The sequence below is a fragment of the Chloroflexus sp. genome, assembly GCF_034431535.1.
GTDB lineage: Bacteria > Chloroflexota > Chloroflexia > Chloroflexales > Chloroflexaceae > Chloroflexus.
In genome coordinates this window covers 1-13739 of sequence record NZ_DAOUDC010000062.1, presented here as the reverse complement: position 1 = coordinate 13739, position 13739 = coordinate 1, and the positions used below count along the sequence as shown (strand labels likewise).

The following is a 13739-nucleotide window of genomic DNA, read 5'->3' as shown; positions in this document are numbered from 1 at the left end:
CGTCGTGATCGCCGCGCTGACCCTCTTGGGCAACAACATCAGCGGCCTGTTCAACCGGCTGGCTGGCACGATCAAGTAGTTTCTCTGTTCTAACTCGCTGCACGCACTGCACCCAACTAGTCGTAGTTGGGTGCAGTGCTTTTGTTTGCCGAGAGATGACACAGTTGCGTAGAGTGCGGTAGAATGCTCGCGGTAACAACGTAGCGGCGGCGAGGTGCAAGGTGGAAGAACGGCGCAAATGGTGGGCGTTGGCAGCAGTCGGGAGTGGGGTATTGATTTCGACCATCGATGGCTCGATCGTCAATATCGCGCTCAATACGCTGGTGCAGGCATTTCAGAGCAATCTGAACGTAGTAGAGTGGGTGGTGCTCGGTTATCTGCTAACGCTCGCTTGCACTCTCTTGATTATGGGGCGCTTGGGCGATATGTACGGCAAGCGCCGGATCTACCTGATCGGGTTTACTCTCTTTACCCTCGCCTCGTTGCTCTGTGCGACGGCGCCGTCGATTTGGGCGCTGATCGGGTTCCGGGTGTTGCAAGGTATTGGCGCGGCGATGGTGCAAGCGGTGGGGCCGGCACTATTGGTGACGGCGTTTCCGCCGAGCCAGCGCGGGATGGCGTTGGGCGCAATTGGGTCGTTTGTCGCCGCCGGTATCTTGATCGGCCCGGCGTTGGGTGGTATTCTGCTGCGTTACGTTGGCTGGGAGGCGATCTTTCTGGTGAACCTGCCGATCGGCGCGCTGGGGTGGTGGTTGACGGTGCGGTCGATTGCGCCTGACCAGCCGGCGCGACCCGGCCAGCGGTTCGATCTGGTTGGCGCTGGGTTGTTGGCGTTGGCGCTGTTTTGCTTGTTGTTGGGGCTGACCGAGGGGCCACTGTGGGGCTGGAGCGATGGGCAGGTGATCGGTCTCTTTGCTGCGGCCCTCATCAGCGGTGTCCTCTTTCTGGTTTGGGAATGGCGCACACCACAGCCGATGCTCAATCTGCGCATCTTCCGGCGGTTGACCTTTTCGCTGAATCTGCTCGCGTCATTCGTGCTCTTTCTCGGCATCTCCTTTAATCTGTTGCTGACTCCGCTCTTCTTTCAGTTGGTCTACCAATTCGATCTGCAACGCACCGGGTTTATGCTGGTGGCTTTGCCGATCGCTTTATCGTTGACGTCGCCGATCAGCGGGCGATTGTCAGATCGGTTTGGCCCCCGGGTGTTGACAATTGTTGGCTTGACAATCGCTGCTATAGCGCTGCTGGGCTTGAGCGCCAGTACACCGGCGACGCCGCCTCCGCAGATGTTGGGGTTTTTGGTGCTGTTGGGGATTGGGGTGGGGTTGTTTCAAAGCCCGAATAACAGCACCGTGCTGGGCAATGCCCCGCCAGAAGTGTTGGGGGTGGCCAGCGGGTTGCTGGCGGTGGTGCGCACGGTCGGCCAAACCGGCGGGATCGCGCTGGCCGGCGCGATCTGGGCGTCGCAAATTTTTGCCTTGAACGGCGGCCCGATTACGCCAATTACCGCAGCGCCGCCGCTGATCTTGGCCGGCGGCTACGATGTGGCGATGCGAGTGGCAGCGCTGTTGGCGCTGATTGCGATCGTGCCTTCGTTGGCCGGCGGGCGGGCGTTGCAACGCCAGCTTGCTGCCGCCGGGAGGCCGGTGGCTGATTGAACGTGCGCTAATGTTTGATAGGTGTGGAGGGTTGCACATGAAGGTTCTTGCGTGGCGATTCGCGCGCCCGCTGATACTATTCGTGGGTATGGGGTTGCTTTGGCTGGGGTTGATTGGGCTGAGCGGATGCGCCGCCGCGCCATTACTGGGCGAAGTGACGGCGAGCGCCGAGCGGTATGAGCCGGGGGCAGGGGCGCCACTAGCCATCAGCTATGAGATTGGCCGGGCGGCGCTGGTTGATATCTATGTGATTGATGCTGCCGGCCATCGCTACGATCTGCGCCGGGCGCAGCCGCGGGCTGCGGCAAGCGATCCGTATGTGTTGCGGTTTGATGGCAGTGTACCGACCGATGATCCGCAGGTGCTGCGCCGGTTGCTTCCTCCCGGCCAGTATACGCTGGTGGTGGCGGCGCGCGCTGCCGACGGTAATGCCAGCGCTGAACGCCGGCTGCCGTTGGTGATTGGCGGGGAGGCGATTGAGCCGCCGATCATCGAAAACCTGATGGTCTGGCCGCCGGTGATTTCGCCCAACGCTGACGCAATTGACGATGTGGCCGAATTTACCTACCGGTTGCCGGTGAGCGCAACCGTGAATATCGAGGTGTTGGCGCCAACCGGTGAAGTGATCCCGGTTGTGACCCGCGAAGAGGAGGGGCCGTTCGAGCAGCGGCACGTCTGGAACGGCAAGCGGCCAAATGGTTCGTTACTGGACGCCGGTGTCTACACGTACACGGTGCGCGCCGAAGATCCGTTTGGCAATGTGGTGCAACGACAGGGCCAAATCACACTGGCCGAGGTTGGCCAACCCGAAGCGCGCATTGTCTATTCGATGATTGCGCCGCAACGAGTAATGTTGGGCGAAGTGATTACGGTAACGATCCGGGTGCGCAACATCGGCACAGTGCCGATCCGTACCTACGGCCCGCCGAGCGGGTATGAATACACTACCGATGAGGTCTTTTCGTCGGTGGAAAATGGGGCGTATGCGGCGCAAGCCGGCGGGTTTTGGCGCGTTGGCATGGATTGGGATGCCAACAGTGGCGGTGGCCCAAAACGCTACCCGTACCGCTGGTCAATTTCGCCGCGCCCGCCCGCAGAGTGGGCGCAACCGTTTGTGGAAGATTTTCTCTACCCCGGTGAAGAGGCCGAGATTATTGGCCGAGTGCGGATTTTGCAGCGTGAAACCCGCATGGGCTTCTACGTCGGTCTGATTCAAGATGGGGTTGGCTTCTTCCAAGATCGCACCGGGCGGACGATCATTGATGTCGGGTTTTGAAGGCGTAAGGTGGGTAACGGCGTAACGGATGCAGGGTAATGGCGGTACAGGAACCTATCGTGAAGTGAGCTAAAACGTTACCGCCGGCAGGACTGATCCTACCGGCGGCACGCTTACCCTATTGGCGCGATCACGTTACCGATCAGCCACCTTAAACGCCGTACTGCCGATCGAAAGCAGATCACCGCTCTGCAACCGCTGGCGGCCATTAATGCGTTGGCCGTTCAACGCCACCAACGCACCGGTGTCAAGCGGGGTGATAAACCAGCGTTCAAGGACTTGGGCAATCTCGGCATGGCGTTCGAGTACCTGCCGATCGTACAACACGATGTCGCATTGGCGGGCACTGCCAATCACCATCGAACGGCGATTGACCACGATGTGTTGCCCGGTTCGTGAACCGGACACGCCGATGAGGGTTAATTCTCGGCTCATAAGGGCCTCCGGCGAACAGAACTAGTGCGATGAAACAATGTATATTCTTATGATTCTCATTGACTTCTCATTTTGTCAAGTGTGACCTTTGGGCTATTTATTATGTTATGCTTGTCTCTGGTGGGCGTCACCGACGCACGTCACGAATCGTATCCGATCCGCCCAATCAGGTTCGTGCTACGACAAAGCCTTGCATCGCTCTGTTATGCGCCGGAAGCGACATCACAGCGTAGGAGCAGCTAACTATGGCCGAGCCAACGGTACAACGAGTGCGCATCTATCTCAACGGTGAAGATCGGGCCGGCGATCGACCATTGTATCAGGCGGTGCTGGCTGAATTGCGCCAGAGCGGGGCGACCGGCGCAACGGCGTTGCCGGCACTGTCCGGCTTTGGGCCGCGCCGGCAGGTATTGCCGGACGCCGAACGGCAGCCGGTGATTATCGAGTGGGTTGACCACGCGCTGCGTATTCGCCGGATCTTGCCCTTAATTAGCGAGATAGCGCGCGATGCCCTGATCACGATCGAGCCGGTAGAAGTGGCGCAAGGCGTATTGCGCCCCAGCGGGCCGTTCGGCGCCGAACAGTTGGTGTCGGATCTGATGCAAACCGAGGTGGCGACAATTGCAGCGGATGCTCCTCTGCTCGCGGCGCTGGAGCAGATCGCTGCTGCGCAAGCTGATCTCTTGGCAGTGGTCGAGAACGAAACTGTGGTGGGGACGATCTCGGCCCGTGAATTAGTGTGGCGGGGCGGGTTGCGTCTGCCTCCCAGTTTGCTCGGTATGCTGGAACCGGCGGAAAGCGCCGCCGCGCTGGCGGTGATGCATGGGCGCACGGTAGGCGAGGTGGTCAATCGCGAGGTGCGTGGCGTGCCCTTGACCATGCCAATTCCGCAGGCGTTGACGATGATGATCGAGTGGGGGTATGCGCAAGTGCCGGTGCTTGATGGGCATGGCCGGTTAGCGGGCATCTTCGGCCAGCGCGAAGTCTTGTTGGCAGCCGCGCGCCAACCAGAACCAACCGATACGAATGCGATTGAGGTGCGGGTGGGGATGGTGATGCAGGCGGCGACGGCGCGGGTTGCGCTTGGTCAGCCGTTGGCCGCAGCATTGGCGATGCTGATCACCGCGCCGAGCCATCTCTTGTTTGTGATTGATGACAATGGGCGGCTCGCCGGGATCTTGCGTTTGGGCAATGTGCTTATGCGGTTACAGGGTGACGAACGTGCGGCGCTGTTGGCTGCGTTGCAACGGGCGCAACCCACTCCGGCGGCGGCGCTGCCCGGCGCGCGTCGGGCAATCGATAGCTTGGTCGAGCCGGCACCGGCAATCGTGACGGTCGATGCTGGGTTAGCCGCCGCCGCCCGCCAGTTGCTGAACGTAAATGCTGAACGTTTGCCGGTGGTTGACTCAGATGGCCGGCTGTCGGGTATAATCGCACGAGGTGCCCTAATTCGGGCACTCTTACAACAAAGCGAATAGTAGGTAGGAAACGTATGGCTGATCGGGTTCTCATTACCGGCGGCGCCGGCTTTCTCGGCATCAATCTAGCGCGTTACCTCTTGGCGCACGGCTATATTGTGCGTTCACTGGATATTGCTCCTTTCGACTATCCTGAGCACAGCCAGATCGAAGAGCATACAGGCGACATCCGCGATCGGGCGGCGGTCGATCGGGCAATGAAGGATGTGAAGTTTGTCGTGCATACGGCGGCGGCATTGCCGCTCTATTCGCCAGCTGACATCTTTTCGACCGATATTGACGGCACCCGCAATGTGCTCGAGTCGGCTCGCGCCCACGGGGTCGAGCGGGTTGTCCACATCTCGTCAACCGCTGTGTATGGCATTCCTGACCATCACCCGTTGTTGGAAACGGATCGACTCAGTGGAGTTGGGCCGTATGGCGAAGCGAAAGTCAAGGCCGAAGAGCTCTGCCTTGAGTTTCGCAAAGCCGGGATGTGCGTGCCGATCTTGCGGCCCAAGTCGTTCGTTGGCCCTGAGCGGCTCGGCATCTTTGCCATGCTGTACGATTGGGCCATGGAGGGCCACAACTTCCCGTTGCCCGGCAACGGCAAGAATCGCTACCAGTTGCTCGATGTCGAAGACCTCTGCGAGGCGATTGTGCGCTGCTTGACGCTCGATCGCGATCGGGTGAACGATACCTTCAACATCGGCGCCAAAGAGTTCACCACGATCAAAGAGGATTTTCAAGCGGTGCTCGACGCAGCCGGTCACGGCAAGAAGATCATTACCTTCCCGGCGGCGCCGATGGTGTGGGCGCTGGCGATTCTCGAAAAGCTCAAGCTGTCGCCGGTCTATAAGTGGGCGTATGGTACTGTGACTGAAGACTCGTTTGTGTCGGTTGAAAAGGCCGAGCGAGTGTTGGGCTTTACGCCCAAATACTCGAACAAAGAAGCGCTGGTGCGCAATTACCAGTGGTACGTCGCCAACGCCAAGCGGTTTGGTCAGCAGACCGGCGTCTCGCACCGGGTGCCATGGAGCCAAGGTATTCTGAAATTGGCGAAGCTGTTCTTCTAGCCACGAGCCAGCGAAGGGGCGGACAGACCCCATAAGCGCAAATGTGGTGGAAGGTATTGCGATGTACCGTTTAGCCCTCACCCCCAACCCCTCTCCCACTAACGCGGGAGAGGGGCGCGTATAGTCGAGCGTTGAGGTATTGCACAGCGATCAACGGTTGGGATCGATCAAATATTCTGCTCGCCCCTCGACGCGATAGCGAAGGGGCGGGTTGCAAACCCGTCCTTACCGCTTGGCGTGCGCTACTCCGCTGCCCTTTCCCCGCAGCGGTTCACCATTCATCGCCAGCGCAATCCCGTCTTGCAGAGTGGCGCGAGTCTCGAAGACGCTCAAATCGGCGCCGAGGCTGACCAGCGTTTGCGCCACTTCGGGGCTGATGCCCGTCAACACCACATGCGCCCCCAGCAAGCGCACCGCTCGCGCCGCCCGGATCAGCGCATCGGCGATAAAGGTGTCAACCGTGGCGACGCCGGTGATGTCGATGATCACCATCTCAGCGCCACGAGTGGCGACCCCTTCGAGCAAGGTCTCAATAATCAAGCTCGCACGGCGTTGGTCGATCACGCCGATCAGCGGTAACGCAACCGCGCGATCGCTAATCGGCACCAGCGGCGTGCTGAGTTCGCGCAGCGCCCGCTCTTGGGCGGCGATGATCGTTTCCTGCATCTGGAGACGCTCGAACTCGATCGCCTTGATCTCGCTAATATTCTGCATCATGCCGATCATACGCGCCGCTTTGCCGTCGGGGCCGACCAGAAAATAGCCGCGGTCGAGGATCCAGACATACGAGCCGTTTTTGTGCTGGAAGCGATACTCGATGTCATACTCGCTCAGCTTCACCTCAGCCTCGCCCAACAGGTGCAACGCCCGTTCGCGGTCATCGGGATGGATCAGCTCTTCCCATTGGGCCAGCCCGCCGTCGAGTTCGCTGAGGGTGCGCCCGCAGACGTACTCGGTTTCGCCGCTCCACGTGATCATTCCAGTCGCAACATCATAGTCGTAAATCATGAGCCGCAACGCACGCACAAGCATAGCGTAGCGTTGGCGCAGATCGTTGAGTTCGTGTAGCAGGCGCTGCTCTTCGAGTGGCATAACAACCTCTGGTTGTGACAGGAAGTTGACGGCCGCAGATGATCGCAGCGCGGCCAGTCCGCGACTGGCCGGGCATAACAACCGCTGGTTATGATAGGAAGTTGACCGCGTGGTCACGTTGCGACGGGGCTATGAGTGATTGTAAAGCCAGAGGAGAAGAGTGTCAAGCTGCGCCGGCCTGCGAATGCCCGTCTTTTGCTCGATTAAGAGTCGCTGCCAAACCGCCACCCCCGCAAAAGTTGGAAAATGTTACTGTAGTCGTCAGTCCAAGGGCGTAGGTTAGAGGAGAACTGTTCCAGCGTATCTACTTTGCCGGCTAGCGCCGGCTGGCTAAAGAGGGTGGGTTGGCGAGCCAATAATGCCCATACCGATGGGAACATCACGGTTTGCTCATCTTGCGGAATATTGTTGCGGATGATGCCGGCATATAAGCCAAGCTGGCGCGCTGATGTCCAGATCAGCGGGGTCAGATCGAGATGGCGATTCGTAATATGAATGACGAGGATGCCATCCGGCGCGAGGTGATGCAGATAGAGCTCAAGCGCTTCCTGCGTCAATAGATGAACAGGGATCGTGTCACTACTGAACGCATCGACCACGAGAATATCGTAACCCTGCGTTTCGCCTCGGTTACGTTCATCTTCCAAGGAGAGACGGGCATCACCCGGAATGATCTCTATCGTTACCGCGCGCGCTTGGCTATCGGGGAGGAACGAGAAAAACCCATGCGCTCCGTTTGCCAAATCGATGACCAACGGATTAATTTCGTAGAAGCGGTATATGTCATGCTTCTGCCCGTAGGCAGCTAAGACGCCGACCCCAAGCCCGACGACTCCCACCTTCATTCCCTGCCCATAGCGCGGATGGTTCTGCAACGCCAAGGCAATCCCGCTATCAGGCCCGTAGTAGCCGATCGGATTATCACGCTTGTCAGTAGCAATATATTGCGTGCCATGGATCGTCGATCCATGAATGAGCAGGTGAATATTATCGCGTTCGATGACGCGCAAGACGCCATAAAAGTTTCGTTCCCGCCAGATGGAAGTTTGGCTATCGATAATTATCACATAGCCAATGAGAATACTCATAATCGTCGCGGTGGCTCCTAGCAGGATTGTTGGTTTTCGTTGCCGGACATTAAGTTGTTTTGCCCCCAAAAAGAGCAGTAGTAAATAGGCAATAATCCATCCAATATAAAACTCCCAATAATCATTAAACACAAACGGAGCGATAAAGTTGACAATAATGCCTCCAACTGCCCCTCCAATCGATATAAGCAGATAAAAACGAGTTAAATGCTCGGCTGAAGGGCGTAAGCGATAGACTTCACCATGGGCGGTCATGCAAATTGCAAAGAGAAACAGAAGATTCAAAACTATTTGTAGGATGATTGGCACATTTGGAATAAGTGGCATGAACAATAACCCGATCGAGGTGAGGGTTAAAAGCGTGAGAAATGCTTGTCGATGGTAGTACTGTTCGCTAGCGAATGCAATAATAAATGAGAGTAGATAAATGGTTAGCGGCAATATCCACAACATCGGCACCGGTGCAATCTCTTGCGTCAAGCGGGTTGTTACCACGAGCATCATGACCGAAGTGATAGCACTCAGCGTCAACCAGAGCAACCGGTGAACAAGTGTGATCTCGGTGGGTGCAGCGATGTGAACACCTTCCTTGGGCTGAACTGCCTGCGGATGGCTTGAGCGGCGCAATTGCCAAACAATAGCAAAGGTTAAAGCTGCGAATAGAAGGTAGAGTCCAGACCATAACCATCCCTGCTCGCCGAGTCTGAGCGACGGTTCGATCAAGACCGGGTAGGAGAGTAAACCGAACAGTGAACCGGCGTTAGACAGCGCATACAACCAATATGGCGAGCGTCCGGTTTGGGTGTGGGCGAACCAACTCTGAATGAGCGGACTATTACTGGCCAAGATGAAATACGGGAGACCAACCGAAATGGTTAGCAAGAAAAAGATATAGAGCACCGGTTGCTCTGCCGTGCTCGGCTTCCAGCTCGCACTTGGAATCACCGGCGCCGGCCAAACGAAGCCGAGGACGAGGATTAAAACGGCTGCAATGCCCAATAACGCACCGTGGATTCGCCACTGGCGCTCCGGGGCGATCGCTTTGCTCAACCAATCGGCGTAGAGATACCCTCCCACCAGCATGAGTTGGAAGAACAGCACAACCGCCGACCAGACCGAATTTGTCCCGCCGAACCATGGCAGGATGTAGTGCGCAATCATTGGTTGCACTTGAAAGATTAAAAACGCCGAGAGGAAGATGCTACTGGTGTATGATTTCATAGCGGTAAAGGGTGGGTGCAACAAGCGAATTGGAAGATGACACTAAGTTGCAATTCTTTGGTAAATAGAGCTGCTAAGTAGAGCTCGTCGCTGGCAGGCAGGCTCAGTGTATACTGTTTTTTGCTAACACTTGCTTTATATCATAGTTATACAATTGTGTCAATAACCTTAGTCTATATTAGATGGATCAGAAGATTTCTAGAAGTCAAACCCATATGTAGAACATAATAATAAACACCAATGAAACCGTTGCATTTTATAAGTATTACATATCATCAAATGATCTGTTGACACGCAGCAGGCAAATCACGGCTTACCAGATAGTCACTGACCAATTTGCCATATCTTTGAAGGGGATGGTGAAAAAGTGGCGATAATGGATCGAGTAATGCATGGTAAACACCAATCGTAATCGTGCGATGATTGCGCTCTACCGTAAGCGGCGCACGAGAGGAATGACTAACCATCGATCCCTCCAGTTCAAACCATCGTTTCAGTGGTTCAAGCAATTTGGTTTGCAGATTCGTTGGCGGAATTGCAGGCAGTTGATCATCGATCAGATAACGGAGCAACTGCGCTGCCAGCCGACGATCGAGCTGCGCATGTCGTATGCGATTACCGTAGTGGCGGAGACAGGCCGTACATGACGGTTCACATTGCCGGGGGCACTCTGCGACCAAGCGCAGCGTCGCTTGGAGAATCTGATCAATCTGCCGTCCGGCCTCGGTTGCAAAACCTGCACCGCCCGACGCCGTGTCTACCAGAAAGAGATCAACCTGAACGTCTTCGGGCAAGAAACGGTAGCCAGCGCTAAGTTCAACCGGATCAACATCAAGGTGGTAGCTGGCCGCTAGCGCGAGCGCATCGGCAGCCGTTTGCATCGCATCTTGCAATGGACGCGAAAGCGAATTCCGCGTAACCGGCGCGGCCAAAGACCCGCGCAACAAGAGCAGATCACTCCGAAATGTCGCGCCTCTAGATAGATGGTGTGTTGCACGCTGCGACAAGTTCGTGATCCTAATTACCCAGATGGCGTAGGGTATGGCCTAAGATGTGCTGGTGATAAACCGGTTTTGGCTGGCACATTCTTTGGCCATACCAGCCGTGCTGCCGGCGCATAGGGATGGTCTTGGGGCAGCAGGGAGGGGTGGAAGAGTGGCAGGCAGCGGTGAGCCTGCGGTTGTTGGGCAGTGGTATAACTGTTACCAAACAATTACCAAGAAATGGTCTGCACGGCAATCACAGCGTAGCGAGCTGGATTGGCAGGATTGGTTACACAGATATTCGTCGCATTGGATTCAATTGGAAAGATCTGTAATTATATGATGAAGTTGCTGTTTTTTTCGACCTGACGCGATGGGGTAATTGCCCCACCCCGCTACGCCTTCCCATACACCGGGATGGCGGCGCCGCTGATGATGCGCGCGGCGGGACTGACCAGAAAATGGATTACCTCGGCAATCTCGCTGGGCTTGACCCAGCGCTCATGGTTGGCGTTGGGCATGGCTGCCCGGTTGGCCGGGGTGTCGATCACGCTCGGCAGGACGGCGTTGACAGTAATATCGTGGGGGAGGAGTTCGGCGGCGAGCGATTCGGTGAGTTGCAGCACGGCACGTTTGGTGGCGGCGTAGGCGGCGAGGTTGGCGCCGGCTTGGGTGGCGGTGCGGCTGCTGACATTGACGATCGCGCCGCCGCCGCGGGTGATCATGTGGGGAATGGCCGCGGCGCACGAGATGACCGCCGTCTTGAGATTGATGTCGAGCTGGCTTTGCCAGAGTGACCACGGCGTCTGATGCACCGGTTCGCCACCAGCGAAGCCGCCGGCTGAATTGACCAGAATGTCGATGCCGCCGTGCGTCGCTGCAATCGCGTCGTAGGCCGCTTTGGCTGCCGCTTCATCGGTTAGATCGACACGCACGCCGATGGCGGTGGGGCAACACTCATGCAGCCGCGCGAAGGCCGGCTCATTAACATACTGCGTGATTACGGTTGCGCCGGTGCCAAGCAGCCGTTCCACCACTGCAACTCCCAACCCGCCGGTGCCACCGGTGACAATCGCAACTGTTCCTGCCAGATCCATGCACGCTCCTCTCGCTTATACAAACGACTCTGACGCATGCTAACGCCAGAGTCGCCCTCTATGCTCAGACAACCGGAGAGCATCCCTTTGCAGGCAACTCCATCGTTACCCGATTCGGTATGGCCTACTGCATCAGCAGGTCAAAATGCGGCCGTCCATCGTCGCCGCCGAGCCGGCGCAGACCGCGCTGAATGGCGCGCAACGCCCCCTCACCCAGCCAGAAGGTCAACACTGATCCGGCGATGAGGCCAAGCGCGCTGCCGAGCGCAGCGCCACTGGCGAACAACACGAACCGCTTGCGTCGCGACGCCGCTTTGCGCCGCGTAGTCTCCTTGCCCATAATACTCCTCACTGTACGACGACTACCGGCATCGCCTTGCTCCAGAGGCGTTCGAGCCGGTAGTACTCACGCTGGCTCTGGCTAAAGATATGCACGACAATATCGCGATAGTCGAGCACGATCCAGCCGGTGTCGGCGCTCCCCTCGATGCGCGGGTTCAACCCGTGCTCAGTCGAAATCTTCTCGTCGATGTGGTCAATGATCGCGCGCATTTGCCGATCGTTGTCGGCGGTGCAGATGATGAAATAATCGGCGATAGTTGTCTGCGGGCGAATGTCAAGCAGCATAATGTCGTGGGCCTGCTTGTCTTCGACCAGCTCGACGATGCGGCGGGCAATCATTCCTGTCTCGATGATCATGTCCTCCTATGTTGCGTCGCGTTATCGTTATCTTGATCCTATCATATTTGACGCAGGTTGTAAAACCTGAACGCATGGTTTTTACGACGTCATGATAGCACAAATGATGGGTTGACGGGCGATTGGCGGATCGTTCAACCAAGGATGGATGCCCTCACTTTGAGCGGCATAACGTGAGACGGTGCGAGCCTTGCAGCTTGAACGCCGCTCTCACCCACACGTTCGCCGCTCTTGGCCAGTTCTGGCTTGATCAGCGGGATAAAGCGGGTACCCGCTTCTGTTCCAAGATACATTGCCGGCGCGCAAACGTTGCACCGGGTGAGGCAAATTGGGGGCAATGGCTGCGTTCTACACGATCGCTCTTGGCGATCGGCAGTTTACAAACGCCGCATGGTCTGCTACAGTTCTACGTTACATACGGCGTCGAATAAGCTGTGAGCAAGCTAAGGAGGCGCGCGATGGAACAAGTGCTCTCGCTGCATGTAGGCCAATCCCGGATTGAGCTAGTTGAGGGAGATCTTGTCACCCAAGCGGTTGATGCGATTGTCAACGCTGCCAATGAGGCGTTGCAGCAAGGCGGCGGGGTATGCGGCGCGATCTTCCGCGCCGCTGGCGCCGAGCAGATACAGCAGGCGTGCAATGCGGTCGCTCCTTGCCCGACCGGCGAGGCGCGAATTACCCCCGGTTTTGCCTTGTCGGCGCGGTATGTGATTCACGCAGTGGGGCCGATCTTTAGCCGTTATGCACCGGAAGAGGCCGACCGGCTGTTGATTAGCGCGTACCATGCCAGTCTGGCGTTGGCCCGCCAATATGGTCTGGACAGCATTGCCTTACCCAGCATTGCCACCGGCATCTACGGCTTCCCGGTCGAGCGCGCAGCGCCGCTAGTGTTGCGCGCACTCCGCGAAGACCTGCAGCTCCATCAGGCCCCGGCGCTGGTGCGTATGGTGCTCTGGCGCGATACCTTCCCGGTCTACCGGGAGGCGTTAGCGCGGATGCAAGCATAATTAGTGGCGGGAAGGTGCAACAATCCGGCGTTGCCGGCGTCATATCGCCAGAGCATGCAGGCGCACCGCATGCGTCTCGGTTGGAAGGAGTGATCTATGCAGACTCGACTCACGCGCAGCAGCACCGACAAGATGATAGGCGGCGTCTGTGGCGGGCTGGCGCAATACTTTGCCGTTGACCCAGTGATCGTCCGCCTTATCTTTGTGCTGGTCTTCTTTATCAACGGCATTAGCCTGCCGATCTATCTCGTACTCTGGATTGTGATGCCGAAAGACACCCCAACGACACCCTTTACCCCTGCGGCCAGCGGTACGAAGCCGGTCAACCAAGAGGTCTTCGCCGGCCAAGGGCAGAGCGGCAGTCAAGCGCGCGTAGGGTACGCGCCCGATCCGAGCTATCGGTTTGACCCGCTGACTGGGCAACCGATCGGCGGGCCGGCGGTAGGTGAGACGGTCAATCTGGCGACCACGCCGCCGCGGCGGCGGAACTGGAGCCTGCTCGGCTTGATCTTAATCGGGTTCGGCGCGATTATTCTGCTTGAGCAGCTCGGTGTGAATCTCTCGTTGCTCTTCCCGGTGTTGATGATTGTGGCGGGTTTCGTGCTCTTGCGGCGGGCGCGGTAGGAGCATTGCGGCGCAATGCCCCTACC

Annotated in this window: 13 protein-coding genes; 6 read left to right on the top strand and 7 right to left on the bottom strand. The window is 57.7% G+C overall.

Annotated elements, in window-relative coordinates:
* Positions 1-221: 221 nt before the first annotated feature.
* Positions 222-1658 carry an MFS transporter gene (locus U9R61_RS14835; protein WP_322489587.1) on the top strand — a complete coding sequence of 479 codons (1437 nt, stop codon included), beginning with the start codon at positions 222-224 and terminating at the stop codon, positions 1656-1658.
* A gap of 37 nt (positions 1659-1695) precedes the next feature.
* On the top strand, positions 1696-2934 hold the full coding sequence (locus U9R61_RS14830) for a hypothetical protein (protein WP_322489586.1): 1239 nt from the start codon (positions 1696-1698) through the stop codon (positions 2932-2934).
* A 135-nt stretch (positions 2935-3069) separates the two neighbouring features.
* Here U9R61_RS14830 and U9R61_RS14825 read toward each other — a convergent pair whose 3' ends face one another.
* Positions 3070-3369, bottom strand: a complete 300-nt coding sequence (locus U9R61_RS14825) for an FHA domain-containing protein (RefSeq protein ID WP_322489585.1) — start codon at positions 3367-3369, stop codon at positions 3070-3072.
* 245 nt (positions 3370-3614) lie between these two features.
* On the opposite strand from U9R61_RS14825, the gene U9R61_RS14820 reads away from it, so the two are divergent.
* Both U9R61_RS14820 and U9R61_RS14815 read left to right on the top strand, forming a co-directional pair.
* Positions 3615-4847 carry a DUF190 domain-containing protein gene (locus tag U9R61_RS14820; protein WP_322489584.1) on the top strand — a complete coding sequence of 411 codons (1233 nt, stop codon included), beginning with the start codon at positions 3615-3617 and terminating at the stop codon, positions 4845-4847.
* A gap of 14 nt (positions 4848-4861) precedes the next feature.
* Positions 4862-5902 carry an NAD-dependent epimerase/dehydratase family protein gene (locus U9R61_RS14815; RefSeq protein ID WP_322489583.1) on the top strand — a complete coding sequence of 347 codons (1041 nt, stop codon included), beginning with the start codon at positions 4862-4864 and terminating at the stop codon, positions 5900-5902.
* 225 nt (positions 5903-6127) lie between these two features.
* Here the strand turns inward: U9R61_RS14815 and U9R61_RS14810 are convergent, their stop codons facing one another.
* The 6 genes from U9R61_RS14810 to rsfS all read right to left on the bottom strand — a co-directional run bounded on the left by U9R61_RS14810 (position 6128) and on the right by rsfS (position 12082).
* Complete coding sequence (locus U9R61_RS14810) at positions 6128-6994, bottom strand: PAS domain-containing protein (RefSeq protein ID WP_322489582.1); 867 nt, start codon at positions 6992-6994, stop codon at positions 6128-6130.
* A 203-nt stretch (positions 6995-7197) separates the two neighbouring features.
* Positions 7198-9243: a fused MFS/spermidine synthase gene (locus tag U9R61_RS14805; RefSeq protein ID WP_322489581.1), complete on the bottom strand. Its 2046-nt coding sequence runs from the start codon at positions 9241-9243 to the stop codon at positions 7198-7200.
* A 335-nt stretch (positions 9244-9578) separates the two neighbouring features.
* Positions 9579-10184: a DUF1998 domain-containing protein gene (locus U9R61_RS14800; RefSeq protein ID WP_322489580.1), complete on the bottom strand. Its 606-nt coding sequence runs from the start codon at positions 10182-10184 to the stop codon at positions 9579-9581.
* A 497-nt stretch (positions 10185-10681) separates the two neighbouring features.
* Complete coding sequence (locus U9R61_RS14795; RefSeq protein ID WP_322489579.1) at positions 10682-11383, bottom strand: SDR family NAD(P)-dependent oxidoreductase; 702 nt, start codon at positions 11381-11383, stop codon at positions 10682-10684.
* A 124-nt stretch (positions 11384-11507) separates the two neighbouring features.
* Positions 11508-11723 (bottom strand): hypothetical protein, encoded by a 216-nt coding sequence (locus U9R61_RS14790; RefSeq protein ID WP_066783574.1) that lies wholly within the window; start codon positions 11721-11723, stop codon positions 11508-11510.
* Positions 11724-11731: 8 nt separating this feature from the next.
* The gene (gene rsfS, locus U9R61_RS14785; protein WP_322489578.1) at positions 11732-12082 is read right to left on the bottom strand and encodes a ribosome silencing factor; all 351 of its coding nucleotides are present in this window, start codon (positions 12080-12082) and stop codon (positions 11732-11734) included.
* A gap of 458 nt (positions 12083-12540) precedes the next feature.
* Between rsfS and U9R61_RS14780 the strand changes: the two genes are divergently transcribed.
* The gene (locus tag U9R61_RS14780) at positions 12541-13089 is read left to right on the top strand and encodes a macro domain-containing protein (RefSeq protein WP_322489577.1); all 549 of its coding nucleotides are present in this window, start codon (positions 12541-12543) and stop codon (positions 13087-13089) included.
* A gap of 96 nt (positions 13090-13185) precedes the next feature.
* Complete coding sequence (locus U9R61_RS14775) at positions 13186-13713, top strand: PspC domain-containing protein (RefSeq protein ID WP_322489576.1); 528 nt, start codon at positions 13186-13188, stop codon at positions 13711-13713.
* The last annotated feature ends 26 nt before the right edge of the window (positions 13714-13739 follow it).